At 62.4% G+C, this 19192-nt stretch carries 14 protein-coding genes; 7 read left to right on the top strand and 7 right to left on the bottom strand.

The annotated features are described in order from the left end of the window. The first annotated feature begins 266 nt into the window (after positions 1-266). The 6 genes from ACN9MX_RS17050 to ACN9MX_RS17025 all read left to right on the top strand — a co-directional run bounded on the left by ACN9MX_RS17050 (position 267) and on the right by ACN9MX_RS17025 (position 11439). Complete coding sequence (locus tag ACN9MX_RS17050) at positions 267-3158, top strand: TonB-dependent receptor (protein WP_363829728.1); 2892 nt, start codon at positions 267-269, stop codon at positions 3156-3158. A 63-nt stretch (positions 3159-3221) separates the two neighbouring features. Then, on the top strand, positions 3222-4766 hold the full coding sequence (locus tag ACN9MX_RS17045) for a tryptophan halogenase family protein (RefSeq protein WP_363830438.1): 1545 nt from the start codon (positions 3222-3224) through the stop codon (positions 4764-4766). Between the two features lie 111 nt (positions 4767-4877). Continuing rightward, positions 4878-6110: a glycoside hydrolase family 43 protein gene (locus ACN9MX_RS17040; RefSeq protein ID WP_363829726.1), complete on the top strand. Its 1233-nt coding sequence runs from the start codon at positions 4878-4880 to the stop codon at positions 6108-6110. A gap of 98 nt (positions 6111-6208) precedes the next feature. Then, complete coding sequence (locus tag ACN9MX_RS17035) at positions 6209-8833, top strand: glycoside hydrolase family 3 C-terminal domain-containing protein (RefSeq protein ID WP_363829724.1); 2625 nt, start codon at positions 6209-6211, stop codon at positions 8831-8833. A 40-nt stretch (positions 8834-8873) separates the two neighbouring features. Further along, positions 8874-10442, top strand: a complete 1569-nt coding sequence (locus ACN9MX_RS17030) for an alpha-N-arabinofuranosidase (RefSeq protein ID WP_363829723.1) — start codon at positions 8874-8876, stop codon at positions 10440-10442. 25 nt (positions 10443-10467) lie between these two features. Beyond that, the gene (locus ACN9MX_RS17025) at positions 10468-11439 is read left to right on the top strand and encodes an alpha/beta hydrolase (RefSeq protein ID WP_363829721.1); all 972 of its coding nucleotides are present in this window, start codon (positions 10468-10470) and stop codon (positions 11437-11439) included. A 76-nt stretch (positions 11440-11515) separates the two neighbouring features. On the opposite strand, the gene ACN9MX_RS17020 is transcribed toward ACN9MX_RS17025, so the two are convergent. Further along, positions 11516-12907, bottom strand: coding sequence for a sugar transferase (locus tag ACN9MX_RS17020; RefSeq protein ID WP_414714648.1), 1392 nt, complete (start codon positions 12905-12907; stop codon positions 11516-11518). Between the two features lie 277 nt (positions 12908-13184). Between ACN9MX_RS17020 and ACN9MX_RS17015 the strand changes: the two genes are divergently transcribed. Beyond that, entirely contained in the window at positions 13185-13586 is a 402-nt protein-coding gene (locus ACN9MX_RS17015; protein ID WP_363829719.1) for a hypothetical protein, read from the top strand. Here ACN9MX_RS17015 and ACN9MX_RS17010 read toward each other — a convergent pair. From ACN9MX_RS17010 to ACN9MX_RS16985, 6 genes are all read right to left on the bottom strand, one after another. Then, positions 13583-13735, bottom strand: coding sequence for a hypothetical protein (locus tag ACN9MX_RS17010; RefSeq protein ID WP_363737339.1), 153 nt, complete (start codon positions 13733-13735; stop codon positions 13583-13585). The two genes, ACN9MX_RS17015 and ACN9MX_RS17010, sit on opposite strands and share 4 nt — an antisense overlap. An 89-nt stretch (positions 13736-13824) precedes the next feature. After that, on the bottom strand, positions 13825-14451 hold the full coding sequence (locus ACN9MX_RS17005; protein ID WP_363737340.1) for a response regulator transcription factor: 627 nt from the start codon (positions 14449-14451) through the stop codon (positions 13825-13827). After that, on the bottom strand, positions 14438-16372 hold the full coding sequence (locus ACN9MX_RS17000) for a PAS domain S-box protein (protein ID WP_363829717.1): 1935 nt from the start codon (positions 16370-16372) through the stop codon (positions 14438-14440). Before ACN9MX_RS17000 ends, ACN9MX_RS17005 begins: the two co-directional genes overlap by 14 nt. A gap of 260 nt (positions 16373-16632) precedes the next feature. Further along, the gene (locus ACN9MX_RS16995) at positions 16633-18093 is read right to left on the bottom strand and encodes a lipopolysaccharide biosynthesis protein (protein WP_363829715.1); all 1461 of its coding nucleotides are present in this window, start codon (positions 18091-18093) and stop codon (positions 16633-16635) included. A 10-nt stretch (positions 18094-18103) separates the two neighbouring features. Further along, positions 18104-18661: an acyltransferase gene (locus ACN9MX_RS16990; RefSeq protein WP_363829713.1), complete on the bottom strand. Its 558-nt coding sequence runs from the start codon at positions 18659-18661 to the stop codon at positions 18104-18106. Beyond that, positions 18658-19188 carry an acyltransferase gene (locus ACN9MX_RS16985; protein ID WP_363829711.1) on the bottom strand — a complete coding sequence of 177 codons (531 nt, stop codon included), beginning with the start codon at positions 19186-19188 and terminating at the stop codon, positions 18658-18660. The genes ACN9MX_RS16990 and ACN9MX_RS16985 overlap by 4 nt, the downstream gene beginning before the upstream one ends. Positions 19189-19192: the final 4 nt, after the last annotated feature.

Raw genomic sequence — 19192 nt, 5'->3', positions numbered from 1 at the left:
GACTTGCCTTCCCGGCCAGCTTCAGGCGCATGCGGAGACTGCATCCTGGCGTATAATGATTACACCTACAATTCCGCTTGATCACGCTTTTAGATAGCGCTAACATTTTCCCACAGAAAAAAGAAGAGAAGGGTGAGGATGATCAAAACCGCTTAAAAAGAGCGGCGCAAATCACCCCGATCAAGAAAACATGATCGCCGCAGCAATAGTGCAGCGGCGTTCGGGCGAGATATTGTCTGAACAAGGGGAGGATCATGACGCATAGAATGAACAAAGCACAGTCGGGGCGTGGCCGGGCCGCGCTTGCTGCCACGGCAAGCCTGCTGGTTCTCGCCATCGCGACGCCGGTCCATGCGCAGGAGACGGCGAAGGATGCTGCTGCCCCTTCGGCGAGCGATGCGGACATCATAGTCACGGGCATTCGCGGGTCGCTGCAGCGCAATCTTGATATCAAACGCGAATCATCCGGCGTCGTCGATGTCATTTCTGCCGAAGATATCGGAAAATTCCCGGACTCGAACGTTGCGGCTTCATTACAGAGACTGCCCGGCGTGTCGATCCAGCGCAATGGATCGCGCGGTGAACCGCAGGGAATAACGGTACGCGGCTTTGGTGGCGACTTCAATGAAACGCTAGTGGATGGACGACGTCTTTCCACTGCATCAGGCGGTCGTTCGGTGGACTTCACCACCGTTGGCGCCGACTTTGTCGGACAGCTCGCGGTCTACAAGACGCCGGAAGTTTCGTTGTCGAGCAGTTCAATCGGCGCGACGCTGAACATTTCCTACCCCAAGCCGTTCGACAAGCCCGGCACCCATGTGGCGCTGAGCGCCGCCGGATCGATCCAGGATGATGCCGGAAAGATCGTCCCCACCGTGGGCGGCCTGTTCAGCACGACCTTCGCCGACGACACGATGGGCATATTGGTGGACGCCATCTACACCCGTCGCGACACGCAGACGAACCGCGTCTATGTGTCGGGCTGGCAGGGTGGCCGCTATGCGCCGTGCCAGATCGCGGGCAGCACCGCGGCGGCATGTTCGCCCACCTCCGATCCCACCTCCGCGGCCTGGGCAACGCCGACCAACAGGCAGAATGTGGTCGGCTGGTACCAGCAGCAATATGGCGCGGACCAGCGTTATACCAAGGATGAGCGCCTCGACGGCCGGATCGCCTTCCAATGGCAGCCGTCCGAGGATGTCGTGCTGACGATCGACGACAATTATTCGCGCCAGAAGGTGGTGACCGACATTGCCGGTTTCGGCATCTGGTTCAACCAGGGCGATCTGCGCAATGTCGAACTGGACAGTAACGGCACCACGGTCAACTTCCTCCAGGCAGGCTCGCCCACGGACTTTACCGCCGGGACCGACAAGAACATCCTGGAAACCAACCAGGTCGGCGGCAACATTAAATGGGAAGCGACCGAGAATCTGACGATCGATGCCGACGCCAGCTATTCCAAGAGCCGGCTCAACCCGGATGGGCAGGTCAGCAGCGAGAATGGCGATATCGGCTATGGCGGCCTGCTCGGCACCTCGCTGGGCGTGCGGGTGACCGGCAACAGCAGCAATTCCTTCCCGGAACTGACGACCTACGGCCCGGCGGGGGATCAGGCACGCTGGACCGACCAGTCGATCATCGGTTCGCATGTGACCGTCCGCCAGGCGCAGAAGAACAGCGACACCATCAAGCAGTTCCGGCTGGGCGCGACCTGGAAGCAGGACGACCTGACCATCAAGCTGGGCGGTCGCTATATGGAGGATCGGTTCACCCTCCAGAACAGCAACACTTTCGCCAATAATTTCTGGCAGGCCTATGCCGGTTACGGCACGCCTTCCGGCCGCACCAGCGGCGTGCCGATCCCGGCGAGCCTGATCCAGGGCACGATCAGCACGAAAGGCTGGATCCCGGGCTTCTCCGGCTCGCTTCCGCCGGTCCTGCTCAATTATGATGCGCGCGCTTACCAGCAATATCTGGAAGGGCTCTGGACCGGGCCGAACACCCCCGGATATAATAGCGGCTGTTGCACGGGCTTTAACGGTACATTTGATCTCGCCCTCGACCCGGGCAGCGTCCAGGATATCAAGGAAAAGAGCTGGTCTGCCTGGATCAGCGTAAACTTCAATACCGAAGTGGCCGGCATGCCCTTCCACTTCAACGCGGGCGCACGCGAGGAGATCACCAGCCTGGTATCGTCCGGCATCGGCCGCTTGCCGGTATCGATCACGGGCAGCGCGGCGGACCCCACGCTGCTGACCGTCGCCTTCTCTCCGAACCAGGCGGTTACGGAGCGCAATAAATATTCCTACTTCCTGCCCGCCCTGGACATGAAGCTGGAACTGACGAACAATCTGCACCTGCGGTTTGATGCGTCGCGCACCATGACCCGGCCCCGTCTCGATTATCTCGGGCCGGTCCTGAACGTCGGCGCCGGCCAGCGCGTGGGCGCACTGGGCGCGACGGGCAATAATCCCTTCCTCAAGCCCTATCTGGCCGATAATTTCGACCTTGGGATGGAATGGTATTACCAGCGCAACTCCTACGCGGCGGTCAACCTGTTCCTGAAGAATGTGTCGAACTTCATCGTCGCGGGCACCCAGCGCCAGACCATCAACAATGTCATCGATCCAACGACCGGCCAGCCGGCGATATTCACCGTGTCGCAGCGCGTGAATGGACCCAATGCGACGGTCAAGGGCATCGAACTGGCATGGCAGCATGTGTTCGGCGACAGCGGCTTTGGTTTCAACGCCAACGCCACCTTCGTGGAGACCAACAAGCCCTACGATCGGACCGACCTGTCGCAGAGCGGCTTTGCCGTGACGGGCCTCGCTAATTCTGCAAACCTCGTCGCCTTTTACGACAAGAATGGCTTCGAATTCCGGACCGCGGTGAACTGGCGCGACAAATATCTGCTCCAATTCGGCCAGGCGCAGAACAATTCGGCCTTCGGTGCGGAACCGACCTTCGTCAATTCCGCGCTTCAGATCGATCTCAGCACCAATATCCGGTTGACCGACCAGTTCAGCATCTTTGGCGAAGCGCTGAACATCACGAACGAAACCTACAGCACTCATGGCCGCTTCAGCAATCAATTGCTTGACGTCTATGGCTATGGCCGGCGGTTCACCGCGGGCGTTCGCTATCGCTTCTGAACTATCTCGCCCTGGAGGGGGTGTCGGTTGACATCCCCTCCCTTTTTTACGGGTAATTTCGATATGGTCCATCCGGTCCGCAACATCGTGATCGTCGGCGGCGGCACCGCCGGCTGGTTGACGGCAGGCGTGATCGCTGCCCGCCATCGCAGCCGCATCGGCCGCGGATTCAGCGTCACGCTGGTGGAATCCCCCAATGTCCCCATCATCGGCGTGGGCGAAGGGACATGGCCGACACTGCGCACGACCCTGTCGCGCATGGGGATTTCCGAAACCGACCTGTTCCGCGAATGCGATGCCGCATTCAAGCAGGGCGCGCGCTTCGCCCGCTGGACGACGGGAACGCCAGACGACGGCTATTACCACCCCCTGATGCTGCCCCAGAATTTCGGGCAGGTGAACCTTGCGCCCCATTGGCTGGCGAGCGAGGGGGACGAAAGTTTCTGCGACAGCGTCTGTTCGCAGGGCCGCATCTGCGACGACGGCCTGGCGCCCAAGACGATCGCCACCGCCGAATATGATGCGCTGGCCAACTATGCCTATCATCTGGACGCCGGCAAGTTCGCCCCCTTCCTGCAACGCCATTGCTGCGAGAAGCTGGGCGTGCGTCATGTCCTGGCCGATGTGGAGCAGGTGCTGATGAAGGAGGACGGCGACATTCGCGCCATCCGCACCGCCCAGGCCGGCGAGATCGAGGGCGACCTGTTCGTCGACTGCACCGGATTCAAGGCGCTGCTGATCGAAGGCGCGATGAAGGTGCCGTTCAGGGACTGCGGGGACGTGCTGTTCTGCGATACCGCGCTTGCGATGCAGGTGCCCTATGAACGACCCGACAGTGCCATGGCGTCGCACACCATTTCGACGGCGCAGAGCGCGGGATGGATCTGGGACATCGGCCTGCCGACGCGGCGCGGCGTCGGCCATGTCTATTCCAGCAGCCATATTTCGGAGGATGAGGCGGAACGGGAACTGCGTGCCTATATCGGTCCGCTTGCCGACGGGCTGACCGCGCGGAAGATCGCGATCCGATCCGGCCATCGCGAAACCTTCTGGAAGGGCAATTGCGTCGCCGTCGGGCTGGCGGCCGGTTTCCTCGAACCGCTGGAAGCATCTGCCATCGTCCTGATCGAATTGTCGGCCAAGATCATCGCCGAACAGATGCCCGCCTGCCGCGAGGTGATGGACATCGTCGCTGCCCGCTTCAATGCGACGACCCATTATCGCTGGGGCAGGATCATTGATTTCCTGAAGTTGCATTATGTGTTGACCAAGCGAACCGACAGCGAATTCTGGCGCGACAATGTCCGTGATGACAGCATTCCCGATCGGCTGAAGGAGTTGATGCTGCTATGGCGCTATCAGTCGCCCTGGTTCCTTGACGAGTTCGACCGGGTTGAGGAAATATTCCCCGCGGCGAGTTATCAATATGTGCTCTACGGCATGGGCTTCCGCACGGAAGTGGAGCAGCCTGCACTGGCGCGCGACGTTCATCTCGCAGAACGCGCGCGGCGCGAAAACGCGGCCATGACGGCGAAGCTGCTCGCCGGCCTGCCGCGGCATCGCGACCTGATCGACAAGATCATGAGCCATGGGTTGCAGCCCGTCTGACCTGCAGGTCTGGCGATCGAAGATCGTCGAGGGTGCCGGATAATTTGTCAGAGAAGATTGCGTTCACAAAATGGTAGCGCTATCGTGAAAGTTATAACAGAGAGGATCAGCATGCCCAAGATGTTGCGCGCCGCAGAGCGATTTCCAGCCAATCGGGCCTGGTCGCAGGTCAGGACATTTGCGCAGGCCGCGAATCGGGAGCGGCAATCTGGTTCAGGAAGATCGAAACCTGCCCTGGAAGTGCTGCCGCTCGCCGTCCTCTTGCTCACCGCCGGGTGCCAGCAGTCGCAGCCGGCGAACGAAGCCCAGCCAAAGACTGAGGCGAAGCGCGACGCGTCCGAATATCTGTCCCAGCCTCTCGTCAAGGACATCTACACCGCCGATCCATCTGCCCATGTGTGGAACGGGAAGATCTATGTCTATCCCAGCCACGACATTGACGGGCCGACGCCGGAGGATGACCTGGGCAGCCATTTCGAGATGCGCGACTATCGCATCCTGTCGATGGACAAGATCGGCGGCCCCGTGAGCGTCGGTCCCGTGGCGCTGGACGTCAAGGACGTGCCCTGGGCCGACAAGCAGATGTGGGCGCCGGACGCGGCGTACAGGAACGGCACCTATTATCTCTACTTCCCGGCCAAGGACAAGGCGGGCGCCTTCCGCATCGGCGTCGCCACTGCCAAGAACCCGATGGGCCCGTTCAAGGCGCAGCCGCAGCCGATCAAGGGCAGCTATTCGATCGATCCCGCCGTCTTCACGGACGATGACGGTTCGAGCTACATCTATTTCGGCGGCATCTGGGGCGGGCAGCTTCAGCGCAATGTCGGCGGCACATATGATCCGGACGGTTCGAAGACCGACCTGGGCCAGGACGACAAGCCCGCGCTGGCGCCGCGCGTCGCGAAGCTGACCGGCGACATGCTGGAATTCAGCGAAGCGCCCCGCGCGATCCAGATCCTGGACGACAGGGGCAAGCCGCTGCTGGGCGGCGACCATGACCGCCGCTTCTTCGAGGCGTCGTGGATGCACAAATATAAGGGCAAATATTATTTCAGCTATTCGACCGGCGACACCCATTATCTGGTCTATGCCGTCGGCGATTCCCCCTATGGCCCCTTCACCTACAAGGGCCGTATCCTGGACCCGGTGGAAGGCTGGACCACCCACCATTCCATCGTCGAATGGAACGGGAAATGGTGGCTGTTCTACGCCGACAGCCAGTTGTCGGGCCAGACCCGCCTGCGCAACGTGAAGGTGACCGAACTGCATTATAACCCCGACGGCATGATCCGGACGATCAATCCCTTCGTCGCCAAGGGCGCGAAGGGGGGCGCCGCCCAATGAGCGCGCCGGGCGCGGGGGAAGTGCCATCCCCCGCGCCCACCTGTTTGACTGAAAGCGACGGGCGATGCCGAAAACGGCGCGCTCATGGGGAAATGATCATGAAGACCGCACTCGCCCTTCGCGCGGCCAGCGCCTTATTGTGCCTTGCCACATCCCCCATGGCCCATGCCCAGGCCAGCGACATTTGGGCGGAGGCCGACAGCAAGGCGCAGGCGATTGTCGACAAGCTGACGCTGGACGAGAAGGTCGCGCAGCTTCTGAACGTCGCGCCTGCCATTCCGCGGCTCGGCATACCCACCTATAACTGGTGGACCGAATCCCTGCACGGGGCGATCGGTGCGGTGCCCACGACCAATTTCCCGGAGCCGATCGGCCTCGCCGCTACCTTCGACGCGCCGCTGATCCATCAGGTCGCCTCCACCATCGGGACAGAGGTCCGCGCGCTGCACACTTTAGGGCGGCAGACCGGACATCTCGGACGGATCGGCACCGGCCTCGACAGCTGGTCGCCCAACATCAACATCTTCCGCGATCCGCGCTGGGGTCGGGGTCAGGAAACCTATGGCGAAGATCCCTATCTGACAGCGCGGATCGGCGTCGCCTTTATCCAGGGCATGCAGGGGGACAATCCGGACCTGCCGCTCGTGGTCGCGACGCCCAAGCATTTCGCGGTCCATAGCGGCCCGGAACCCAGCCGCCACACCGACAATATCTTCGCCACGCCGCACGATCTGGAGGATACATATCTGCCCGCCTTCCGCGCCGCCATTGTCGAGGGCAAGGCCGGGTCAATCATGTGCGCGTACAACCGCGTCGACGGGCAACCGGCCTGCGGCAGCCATATGCTGCTTCAAGATTATCTGCGCGGCGCCTGGGGCTTCAACGGCTATGTCGTGTCCGACTGCGACGCCGTGGTCGATATTTACGAGCATCACAAATATGCGCCCGACGCCGCCACCGGCGTCGCCGTTGCCCTGCGATACGGGGTCGACAGCGAATGCAACAACGCGACGCTGGGCGGGCGCACCGACCTGGGCGATCGATACAAGGAATCACTGGCGCGGGGCCATATCGGCATGGCCGACATCGATACCGCCCTCGTCCGGCTCTTTTCCGCGCGATACCGCAATGGCGACCTGCCGGGCCTGTCGTCCCGCCAGCCCGACGCGACCCCGCCGAGCGCCATCGGCACGCCCGATCACCAGGCGCTGGCGCTGCGCGCGGCGGAAAAGAGCATCGTGCTGCTCAAGAATGACGGCGTCTTGCCGTTCAAGCCCGGCACGAAGATCGCGCTGGCCGGACCTTTGGCGGATGCGACCCGCGTGCTGCGCGGCAATTATTCCTCCGCCCGCAGCGCGCCGCCCATTTCCGTTGCCGAAGGCCTGAAGCAGGTCATGGGCGGGGATGCCGTGACCGTGATCCCCTTCAGCCCGTCCATCACCGACGGCGACCTCGTTCCGAGCACCGCGCTGCTGACGCCGGATGGCAAGCCCGGCATCAAGGCCGAATATTTCAACGCCACAGGCAAGGACCAGTTTGCAACCCGTCCGGTGCTGACGCGGACCGAGACCAGCATCGTGTCGCGGGCGAGCGAGTTCAGGCAGGTATCGGAAAAGCATCGGGTCCGCTGGAGCGGCTATCTGGTTGCGCCCGAAACCGGCCTTTATCGGTTGGCCCTGACCGGCGTGAAGGGCGACGTCTCGCTGAACGGCAGAGCCGTCGTCTCGGCCGGCGAATATTCGCGCTGGGCAGAACCGCTCAAGCTGGTCGACGTGCGGATGACCAGGGGCGAGCGCTACGCCATCCACCTGCAGGGAGAGAGCGCCGTCGCCGCCAGCCCGGCCATCTTCTGGAAGCGTGTCACTGACGATGTTGACCGTGACCTGACCAACGGCGCGAAGGATGCGGACGTCGTGGTCGCGGTGGTTGGTCTGACCTCCGACCTGGAGGGCGAGGAAATGCCCATCAAGGTCGATGGTTTCGACGGTGGCGACAAGACGACGCTGGACCTGCCCGCCGACCAGCGCGCTTTTCTGGAAAAGGCCAAGGCGCTTGGCAAGCCGCTGGTCATCGTCGCCATGAACGGCAGCGCCATCGACCTGTCCTGGGCGAAGGACAATGCCGCCGCCATCGTCGAGGCCTGGTATCCGGGCCAGTCTGGCGGGCTGGCGATCGGCAATGTCCTGTCGGGCAGGGTTGATCCGGGCGGCCGGCTGCCCGTCACCTTCTACAGAAGCGTGAATGACCTTCCACCCTTTGGCGACTATGGGATGGAGGGACGCACTTATCGCTATTTCAGGGGGAAGCCCGTCTATCCCTTCGGCCACGGCCTCAGCTACACCAGCTTCCGCTACGCGCCGCTGGCGGTCGAACCGGTGAACGGTTCGGTCGAGAATGGACTGCATGTGCGCACCGCCATTACGAACACGGGCGCGCGGGCCGGCGACGACGTGGCGCAGCTCTACATCACGCCGCCCCGCTTCGAGGGCGCGCCGCGCCTTGCCCTGCGGGGCTTCCAGCGCGTGACGCTGAAGCCCGGCGAGACCAGGAATGTCGAATTCACCTTGAGCCCCCGGGATCTCAGCTTCGTCACCATCGCGGGCGAGCGCGGGCTGATACCGGGCGACTATGGCCTGAGCGTCGGCAGCGGCCAGCCGGACGAGGGCGTGCAGGGCCAACAGGCCCGCTACACCATCACCAAAATGATCCCCCTGCCCAAATAGGTTTCACCCATTCCGCCGCCAATTTCCCAAGAGGACGACCATGATCAAGACCCTGCGCCGCAAGACTGCCGCGTTGCTCCTGTGTGCCAGCGCATTGGCAGCGACGACCGCCAGCGCCGATACCAACGGCAAGCCGACCACCGCCACCGTCCATGCCGACCGGCCCGGTCCGATCTATGACCGCCGCATCTTCACGCAATTTGCCGAACATCTGGGGCATGGCATCTATGGCGGCCTGTGGGTGGGCAATGATCGGTCGATCCCCAATACCAACGGCTTCCGCAATGACGTGGTGGCCGCGCTGCGCAACCTTTCCGTCCCAGTGATCCGCTGGCCGGGCGGCTGCTTCGCGGACGAATATCACTGGCGGGAAGGCATCGGCCCCAGGGCAAAGCGCCCGACCAAGGTCAACACCAATTGGGGCGGCGTGACCGAGCCCAATAGCGTGGGCACGCATGAATATTTCGAGCTGCTGCGGCAAGTGGGCGCGGAAGCCTATATTTCCGGCAATGTCGGCAACGGCACACCGCAGGAAATGGCGGAGTGGGTCGAATATATCACCGCGCCCGCCGGCAGCCTGGCCGATGAGCGCGCGAAGAATGGACATAAGGAACCCTGGGCGCTGCCCGCCTTCGGCATCGGCAACGAGCTTTGGGGATGCGGCGGCAATATGCGTGCCGAATATGCCGCCGACGTGACGAAGCGCTATTCGACCTTCCTGAAGGTTCCCGCTGGCAAGACAATGGTGCGGATCGCGTCGGGCGCGAATGGCGGCGACTATAACTGGACCGAAGTGATGATGCGCGATGCCGCCAAGCAACTGGATGCGCTCTCCCTCCATTATTACACGCTGCCGCAGGGTGGCTGGCCGCCCAAGGCCGACCCGGTCAATTTCGACGAGACCGCATGGGCCGACACGCTGGCCGCCACCTGGAAGATGGACGAGCTTATCACCGGCCACAGCAGGGTGATGGACAAATATGATCCGCAGAAGCGCATCTTCCTGGCGGTGGACGAATGGGGCACCTGGTATGCGCCCGATCCCGGTACCAATCCCGGCTTCCTGCGACAGCAGAACACGCTGCGCGACGCGCTGGTCGCCTCGGTCAACCTGGACATATTCGCCAGGCATGCCGACCGGGTGCGGATGACGGCCATCGCCCAGATGGTGAACGTGCTCCAGGCGATGATCCTGACCGAGGGCAGGAAGATGGTGCTGACGCCCACCTATCATGTCTTCGAGATGTACAAGCCCTGGCAGGACGCGACGGTGCTCCCGATCGACATCGACACGCCCTGGTACAACAAGGACAGGTTCGTCATGCCGGCAGTCAGCGGATCGGCGGTGCGGGCACGGGACGGCAAGGTGCATGTCGCCCTGTCGAACCTCGACCCCAACCAAGCCAACACGGTGACGGTGAAGCTGGACGGGCTGAACGCCGCGAACGTCTCAGGCCGCGTCCTGACCGCCCCGGCCATCAATTCGCACAACAGCTTCGACGCGCCGGAGGTGGTGAAGCCCGCGGCCTTTGCAGGTGCGCAGATCAGCGGCGGCGCGCTGACGGTGACGTTGCCGCCCAAGTCGGTGGTTGTGCTGGACCTGCAATGAGAATGGATGATCAGAGGAGGATGACATGATGCTTCTATCTGCCGGCGACGCATTGCGGCGCCCCTTCCGTTTCCCGGCGGCATGCGCCCTCGCCTTCGGCATCGCCGCATGCGCCCTTGCTGCTCCGGCGCCGGGGCAGGCACAGGACGACAGGATGACGCCCATTGCCGCCCCTGCCCAGCCCGACGCGATCGAACTGGGCACCGGCGCGCTTCCCGGCGCCACGGCAAAGGAAAGCTGGCACCGCCAATATGGCAGCCGCTTTGCGCGCAATGTCACGGTGGCGACATTGACGCCCTTCCTTCCCGATCCGGCCAAGGCGTCGGGCGCGGCGGTAGTCGTGGCGCCCGGCGGCGGCTTCCGCACGCTTTCCATGGACAATGAGGGCTATGACGTCGCGCGAGCGCTGGCCGCCAGGGGCGTTGCGGCTTTCGTCCTCAAATATCGGCTGCGCCAGACACCGGCCGACATGGCTGGTTTCGAACGGTCGATGCAGGAAATGTTCTCCGGCGCGGCCAGGACGCCGCTGCCCGCTCCCACCTCCGCGGCGACCGACCTTGCTCCGCAACTGGCGGATTCCACGGCGGCCTTTCGCCTGATCCGCGCCCGGGCGTCACAATGGCATGTGGATCCTGACCGGATCGGCATGATCGGCTTTTCCGCCGGGGCGATGCTGACCATGGCGACGACGCTGTCGACCACGGAGGCGAAGCCCGCCTTCGTCGGCAACATCTACGGCCCGCTGGGCAGCATGACCGTGCCCCAGGACGCGCCGCCGATGTTCGCGGCCATCGCCGCCGACGATCCGCTGTTCGGCAATCGCGACTTCAAGCTGATCGACGACTGGCGTGCAGCGCGTCGCCCCGTGGAATTCCACCTGTACGAAAAGGGCGGCCATGGCTTCGGCATGTATCCGAAGGCGACCACCAGCACCGGCTGGTTCGACGCCTTCGTGCGGTGGATCGACATGCACGGAATGCTCAAGCGGACGCGGTAAAATCGGGATGGAGGGGTTGATCTCATGCGGCCGGATCGCCCCTTTTCCTATCCTGAAATGACTTCTTGCAAAGGGATCAGAAAGCGTTTCTGTGCATCAGAATCTGGATGGTGCCGAAAAGGATCACGATGTCGCGCATCAGGCTCCAGCCATTCATATATTCAAGGTCGGCCTCAACCCGCCGTAAAATATCCGCCCGGGTTTCCGTTGCACCCCTGAATCCGCGAATCTGCGCGAGACCAGTGATTCCGGGCTTCAACGCATGCCGCTTCCAATATTGGTGGTCGATGCGCCAGAACAATATGTCCTCCGCCGTCGATCCAATGGCATGAGGTCTTGGCCCGACAAGACTCATCTCCCCCAGAATGACATTGATGAGCTGCGGCAATTCATCGATGCTGGTCCGGCGAATGATCCGGCCGACCCGCGTGGTCCTGTCGTCAGTGCGACTGGCCGACCGGACGCCGTCCAGGTCGCATCGCTCCGCCTTCATGCTGCGAAACTTCAGGATGCTGAACAAGGTGTTGCCCCGCCCGATCCGCTGTTGGCGGAAAAAGACCGGACCGGGCGAATCCAGCTTGATCGCAATGGCGACGGCAATCATCAGCGGCAACAATCCGATCAGCAAGGGCACCGTGACGATCAGGTCCAACAGTCGCTTCGTCGCCCGGTTCGCCAGGTTCAACGGCCCGCGCGCGACTACCAATGTAGCCATGTCCTGCCAGCGCCCGACCGTCAGCGGCGCCATGGATTCGACTTCGGGAGAAATGATCTCGCCCAATATATTTCCGCCCTTCAGCATCTGCGCCCAGACCACACGCCGATCAGCTGGACAGGCGACGACCACCCGATCGTGATCACGCAGCAGCATACCCAGTCTGTGCAGCATATAGGGGTCGTCCAGATCAGCGCGAAGACCGATGGCCTGCGCATCGATCAATGCCAACCGGCCCGGATCCTCGGGGATCGGGCAATCGTCCACGATCAACAACTCGGCAAACAGCCGATCCCCGAAATGACGTTCGATAAGACGGCTCAGCAGCAGCCGTTGCGCAAGCAGCAGCCCGCCCGCACAGCTCAGCCCGGCCAGCACTGCGGTGCGTGAGAAGGTCGAGGCGGATTTCACCGCGAACAGCAGGAGGAAGAAGATCAGCACCATGCCGGCGAAGGCCCTTCCGGCATTGCGGCAACTGGTCGTCGCGTTGGTAAGGCTGCGGGGGTCATAGGCCTGATTGTGGAAGGCGATGATGAGATAGGCCATGAGCAGCGCCGCGACAGAAGCGCCGCTATCGCGAAGCCCGACATCCAAGGGCGCAAGCGCCAGTCCAACGCTCAGTCCGCATGTCAACGCCACCATGTCCCACAGGGCAAGTGCAAGGCAAAGCCCGATCCGCACCGCGCGATGCGCCGTGGCGGGACCCCGTCCGCCGGCTGGACGGGTCGCCATCGCCAGGTCAATTCTCGACATGCACACCTCATTTTGCGCGCTCGGAGGGCTCTCCGCGCCATGGCACGCATTCGATCGAAACGCAGTTGTCGCAGAATATCCGTTCCTGCAACCGATCCTTGCCCCCTCCAAATCAGACATATTATCGCTTTACGTACAATCCGGAAGAATACAGAGGGGTGGACGGCTCGTCCCGATATCCATCGGTGCGTATTCCTGCGTAGATGACAGGTGATCACTTTCATCTATATTTTGTCTGAAAACAGCTTCGCGACGCATCCCGAAGAGCTGCGATTGGATGATGGAGCAGGATGGCAATGATTATCGCGATGGCAGTCCTCTCCGGGATATGGGTTCATGGTTCCTGCAATCTGTGGCGATTGCAGAACAAGTCGCGGAACATTGTGAAGGTTGGATGGCGCGATCGGCTCTTCGCGATCATATGGTTGCCGGTATCGCTTTATCTTCTGGTCATTTCGCTGCCCTATCTCACCTGGGATCTGATCAGGCGAAAGCGGAGAGGACGTTCATGGCGCCGGTCGGTTCACGCCAAACGGGCCTCGCTGCGGCTGGTGAAATCGTCTGTCCAGCTGGACGGAAAAAGCAGGAAAACCAGCCTGCCGCATGCCCCCAATGGCGGATCGCAATTGCAGGTCGTCAGGAACGGGGCAGCGCCCGACGATGCCCTGTTCACGATTAGATTGCCAGCAGGACGACCGCGCTGAACTTCCAGAACAAGGAGGAAAAGGCATCGTCGCGCCATGGAACGGAGGACGAAGGCTCGGCATCCAGGCGCGACAGAGCGGTTCGACCGAAAACATTGCCGGTCGAACCGCTCTTATGACTCATTCATCCGAAGTGGCGGCCGAACGCGATGCATTTTCAAGAAACTGCCTCTTCAGCGCAGAAAACCTACAGGTCGCAAATCGCCAGTCTTCTCAACAATCCAACTGCCCGCCGATCCCTGCGGCAAAGGCCACGCGCAACGCATCGGACAGGCTTCGCGTCTCCAGTTTGGACATCAGATTGGCGCGATGTATTTCCACGGTACGTGGGCTGATCCCCAATTGCAGCGCGATATGCTTGTTCGGCAGGCCCATGGTCAGGCCCGACAGCACGTCGCGCTCCCGGGGCGTGAGCTTTTCCACCATGGCCCCGGCGCGTATCGCCCGCTGACGGCGCGCACCGCTATCCTGGAACAGCGTCCAGCAATTTTCCACCGCGCGCAGCAGCGTTTCCCGCTCGAACGGCTTCACCAGGAAATCGACCGCGCCCATCTTCATCGCGGTCACGGTGGAGGCAATGTCACCGTGGCCGGTCAGCATGATGATTGGGAAATAGAGCTCCGCCTCGTTCAGACGCCGCTGCACCTCTATCCCGTCCATTTCCGGCATGCGCAGATCCATGATCACGCAACCCGTCGGCTCATTCGCGGCCGCAGCCAGAAAATGCGTGCCGCGCTGCCAGGTACGGACCGTATAGCCCTCCAGCTCCAGCAGGAAGGCCGTTGCGGCGCGAACGGAATCTTCGTCATCCACGATGTGGATCAGCTTAGTGACTTCCAATGGCGTTTCCCTTCTTGCGTCTGAGACTGAAACCGAAGCAGCTTCCCGTGGCGCTCGGTTCCAGCCAGATCCGTCCGCCATGGGCTTCGACAATGGTGCGGCAGATGGACAGGCCGACGCCGGTACCCTCTTCCTTGCTGCTGACGAAGGCATCGAAAATCCGGTCCTTGATCGCGGGTGGAATGCCCGAGCCTGTGTCGGAAACGAGAAAATGCGTAGTGAGGTCATCTGCCGCCGCGACCCGCACGGTCAGTCGCCGTTCCGGCTCGTCGCGCATGGCGTCGATGGCGTTCCGGCAGAGATTGCCGATCACCTGCTGAATCTGGATCGGATCGGCAAATATTGACCCGGTGTCCGGCGCGACCTCCATTTCCACGGTGATGTCCGCCGCCGCGGCCATGGCCGCAATCAGCGCCAGGCTGCTGCGCACCACATCTTGCGCATCATGAATTTCCAACAGCGCCTCGCCGTCGCTGGCGAAATCCCGCAGGCGGCGCATGATCGCGCCGGCCCGCACGGCCTCTTGCGCGGCAGAGCGGAAGATACGGTTCAGCTTCGGCCGGTCGGCCTCCTGCCCGCGCATCAGCAGGATCGAACTGCCCTCCATATAGGCGGCGAGCGCGGTCAGCGGCTGGTTCAGTTCATGCGCCAGCATCGATGCCATCGCACCCATTGCGCTGTAGCGGGTACCGTGCAGCATCTCGGTCTGGAGCAGTTCCAGCCGCGCCTTGGTCGCCTCCGGTTCGGTCAGGTCGCGGATGAAGGCAGTATAGTGCGTCTCATGCGCGCCCTCCATCTTCACGAAGCTCATCTCGATAGGAAAGTTGGAGCCATTGCGGCGGCGACCGATCAGCCTGCGTGGATAGGATAGCGGGGTATCGCTCTCGACATGGAGAGGCTCTTCGCGAACCTCTCGCGGCGGCTGCGCCCCGGTCAGGAGAAGATCGAATTCTCCGCCTTCCAGTTCGCGCAGACCATAGCCGAACATGCGACAGGCGGTGCTGTTCATATAATCGATCCGCCCCGAAATATCGACGACGAACACTGCATCGGGGGCCGTTTCCAGAATGGAGCGCAGTTCCGCTTCCCGTTCCTGCAGGGCGACTTCCTGCGCCCTTTCCGCCGTCACGTCGCGTACCAGCTTGGCGAAACCCTGGAGCCGACCCTTGCCGTCCCGCAGCGCCGTCACCACGCAATTCTGCATGAAGGCACTGCGGTCGTTCCTGATGAAATAGCAGTCGAATTCGCAACTCCCATGCTCCTTGGCAAGGGCGAAGGCTTCGGCCATATTGTCCCCCATGCCGGGAAGCTGTGAGTAGAGCAGCGATACGGGGCGATTCATGATGTCGCGGCTGTCCCAACCGGTGAAGCGTTGGGCGCCCCTGTTCCAGTGGACGACCCGCCCCTCCACATCGGTCATATAGAGGGCATAGTTGACCGATCCGTCAGTCAGCAGCTTCAACTGCTCGGTCAGCCGGTTGACATAGGCGCCTTGCCGCTCCGCCCGCGCGCGCCAGAAGGTGGATTTAAACGCCACCCCATTGGCCGCCACCATGACCAGCAGGAAAGCCAGGCCGTCCTCGCCGCTTCCGCCCCTGATCTGCACGTCGACAATGGCGTAGATGACCGTCAGCAGGCCGGCAGTAGTGACAGCGGCCGGGCCAATTCCCATCAGGGTTGCGACGGAAATCACGATCAGGGTCAGGATCGCATAGTCCTCGGCAGCCAGCGACGCGACCCCGTCGCGGAAAATCCAGGAGGAGGCGAGAAAGACGATGATCAGCGAGGCAATATATTTGCCAAGGCCGCTCCAACGCACTTCGACAATCCACGCGGCAGGGGTGAACCGCTGCGACGCATTACGCATGAGTGCCAGCGAGAAACGCCGCTGAAGACGCTCATCGGCGCCGGTTGCAAGCATAGTCTTTCACTCCGCGCTTATAGCCCAGAACTATTTCTTGCGACCTCGGTTTACCGTATTTATTGGACCCGGCCGGGATCGGCCCGGCTCAGCTCATGCATCATCCCATACGCCAGCCCCTTTAAGGGAAATAGCTTAAGGGAAATTGCTGCGTTGCAATGGTCGTAACAGCATGATCGGGGATTGCCTAGTAGGTATTGCTACGGAATTTTACATCTTTACGGCAACAAAATCGCCCAAGAGCAATATGCTAGCATAGGTTACACTGTTCCGTACCGCCCCTTGGCGAACATCAACAGCTGAACCAGAGCGTTTCGCCCGAGCAACAAAAGGGCCATGCCATAGGTCAGCGCTCCGATGAGGATAGTGAGGGTCAGGACTTCCGCCGGCGCCATCTCGACAAGAAAAGGCCGCGCGCCCAATACGCATCCCGCCATGGCTGCGGACGCGAACAAGCCCGGCCGAACGGCCTTCCAATAGTCCTTCCAGCTGATCGGCAGCAACAGGATCACGCCCAGGACGGAGAGCGGATAAAGCAACCAGGCGCGGAGCGTGAAGGCGGCTGCGATCGCGCCCGGCCCCTGATCCGCCGCCGCCAGGAAGAGGGTGCAGTTCACCACGGCATAGAGGGCGGCCAACCACGTCTGCCATTGTGGCTTACCAAGGGCAAGCATAAGCGATTGATTATAAATGCCGATTGCCTGGAGCGCGCCAAAGAAGCTGAGACATTGCATCACCGGCACCGCTCCTGCCCAGCGCGGCCCGAAGAAGAGATGGATGAAGGAATCGGCCACCAGCGCCATGCCGACGAAGGCCGGGGTGGTGATCAGCGATGTCGCGGAGACGAGCTTGAGGAAGGCCGCAGCCAATCGCGGCGGATCATGCTTGAGCTGCGAGAAGGCCGGGAAGGCGATCCGGGAGAGAGCCCGCGCCAGCAGCAGATTGGCCGCCAGCAGCGCGCGCTTGCCGACCGTATAGACGCCCGTCGCCGCCGCACCCAAGACAACGCCCACGATCAGCACGTCGGAGTTGGAATTGAAGAAATTGGCGATGCCCGTCAGCGTCACATGGCGGCTGTAAAAGAAAATTTCCTGTCCCTTCTTCCGAACGAAGCGAAAGCGCGGGCGCCGGGAACACCCCGCCCAGAGGATCGCAGTGCCGACCAGAGCGGTCGCCATATTCTGCATCACGAGCGCCGTCAGCCCATAGCCCGCCATGGCCATCGGAATGCCAATCAGCGCGCCTGCCAAGGTCGACAGGGTGGATCGCACCGCCAGCGGTCGCATCATCAACGCCCGGGTCAGCCAGGCTTGGGGCACGACGTTCAGCGCGGAGAGAAAATTGGCAATGCTGAGCCAGCGCAGCACCCACGCCAGTCCCGGCTGCTCCAGCGCCCGTTCCGCAACGCCCGCGCAGGCCAGGGTGAGCAGCAACAGCAGCGCGCCGATCGCGAAGGCGATCCAGAAGGCGGTATCATCCAGATCTGGATCGTCGCGCCCCGCGCTGACCATCGGGGCGCTTATGCCCGACAGCAAGGTCATCTGGAAGAACTGCCCCGCCAGCAGCGCCATGGCTACCACACCCAGCGCGGCGGCGTCGACATAGCGGGCTACCATCATGAACCCCAGAAACTGAATCGCCTGAACGCCCCAGCTTTCGACCAGCGACCAGGCCATGCCCGATCGGATTTTTCCGGCTATGCCGCCAGTGGTTGGGGACATGATGCTTCCCTTATCGCCTTATGAAATCGTCGCCCGCGCGGACATGCTTGACGAAACCCGCTGGATTGCCGCGCCAGAGCTGGCGGGCGGGAACATCCTCGAATACCACTGCACCTGCAGCTATCACGCTGTGATCGCCAATCGACACGCCCGGCAGGATCGTGGCGTGGCGCCCGATCCAGACGTTGCGGCCGATGTGGATCGGCCGGGGCCGTACGGCATGCCCCTCATGGACCGCATGGAAGCTGGTGTCGAACAGGCTCGCATGGTCCCCGATCCGGCTGAAGGCGCCGATCTCCACGCTGGCGGCGCTGAAGATGGTGACGCCGCTGTTGAGCGACACCTGATCGCCCAAGACGATCCGGCCGCTTCCAACGGCCTTCAGCCTGATGCGGGCGGGCTCGTTGCGCAAGCGCACGGCCTCACCCAGAACAAGTTGCCCAGCGAGATAGGGCACGCCACCCCGCACCCGCAGAGCACGGCCCCCTTTGCCGCCTGCCACCCGCAGACGCCAGCGGGTCCATCGCGCATAGAGGTCGTCGAGCCGGGCGGTGACGAAGAGCCTCATCGGCGCATGAACACCAGCTTGGCGGGATTGCCCGACATGACCGACATAGCGGGCACCCGGCCCGACACCACCGCGTTCGGCGCTATGATCGCGCCATCCTCTATCTGGCTATTGTCCAGGATCACCGCGCCCGCGCCGATCCAGACATTGTTGCCGATGCTGGTCGGGCCAGCCGACTGCACCCCCTGTTCGCGGATCGGCAGGTCGGCGCGGTCATAACGGTAATTGACGCCGATAATCGATACGTTGGGACTGATCAGGCAGTCGTTGCCGATGACGATGCCATGGCTGTGCCCGGCGATGAACACGCCGCAGCCTATGTCGGTCCGTTCACCCACCCTCACCGGCCCTTCGCTCGCCTTGATCTTCACGAAGGAGCTGATCTGCGACTTGCGACCGATCTTCAGCAGCCTGCTCCATTCCAGTTCCGCGCGCGGGCTGACGATCGCGCGCCCGACGAACAGATGGTAGAGGCTGTGCACGAAGCCTGGAATGGCGAAACGGCGTATGGCGACACCCAGGCGCATGGCG

Origin of the sequence: Sphingobium sp. R-21 (assembly GCF_049913335.1) — a bacterium.
Lineage (GTDB): Bacteria > Pseudomonadota > Alphaproteobacteria > Sphingomonadales > Sphingomonadaceae > Sphingobium.
This window is presented reverse-complemented; position numbering and strand designations above follow the sequence as displayed.

What these genes read in the sequence shown, in the direction of transcription:
- ACN9MX_RS17050 (WP_363829728.1), top strand. Translation starts at nt 267, where the DNA reads ATGAACAAAGCACAGTCGGGGCGTGGCCGGGCCGCGCTTGCTGCCACG.
- ACN9MX_RS17045 (WP_363830438.1), top strand. Translation starts at nt 3,222, where the DNA reads ATGGTCCATCCGGTCCGCAACATCGTGATCGTCGGCGGCGGCACCGCC.
- ACN9MX_RS17040 (WP_363829726.1), top strand. Translation starts at nt 4,878, where the DNA reads ATGCCCAAGATGTTGCGCGCCGCAGAGCGATTTCCAGCCAATCGGGCC.
- ACN9MX_RS17035 (WP_363829724.1), top strand. Translation starts at nt 6,209, where the DNA reads ATGAAGACCGCACTCGCCCTTCGCGCGGCCAGCGCCTTATTGTGCCTT.
- ACN9MX_RS17030 (WP_363829723.1), top strand. Translation starts at nt 8,874, where the DNA reads ATGATCAAGACCCTGCGCCGCAAGACTGCCGCGTTGCTCCTGTGTGCC.
- ACN9MX_RS17025 (WP_363829721.1), top strand. Translation starts at nt 10,468, where the DNA reads ATGATGCTTCTATCTGCCGGCGACGCATTGCGGCGCCCCTTCCGTTTC.
- ACN9MX_RS17020 (WP_414714648.1), bottom strand. Translation starts at nt 12,907, where the DNA reads ATGTCGAGAATTGACCTGGCGATGGCGACCCGTCCAGCCGGCGGACGG.
- ACN9MX_RS17015 (WP_363829719.1), top strand. Translation starts at nt 13,185, where the DNA reads ATGATGGAGCAGGATGGCAATGATTATCGCGATGGCAGTCCTCTCCGG.
- ACN9MX_RS17010 (WP_363737339.1), bottom strand. Translation starts at nt 13,735, where the DNA reads ATGAGTCATAAGAGCGGTTCGACCGGCAATGTTTTCGGTCGAACCGCT.
- ACN9MX_RS17000 (WP_363829717.1), bottom strand. Translation starts at nt 16,372, where the DNA reads ATGCTTGCAACCGGCGCCGATGAGCGTCTTCAGCGGCGTTTCTCGCTG.
- ACN9MX_RS16995 (WP_363829715.1), bottom strand. Translation starts at nt 18,093, where the DNA reads ATGTCCCCAACCACTGGCGGCATAGCCGGAAAAATCCGATCGGGCATG.
- ACN9MX_RS16990 (WP_363829713.1), bottom strand. Translation starts at nt 18,661, where the DNA reads ATGAGGCTCTTCGTCACCGCCCGGCTCGACGACCTCTATGCGCGATGG.
- ACN9MX_RS16985 (WP_363829711.1), bottom strand. Translation starts at nt 19,188, where the DNA reads ATGCGCCTGGGTGTCGCCATACGCCGTTTCGCCATTCCAGGCTTCGTG.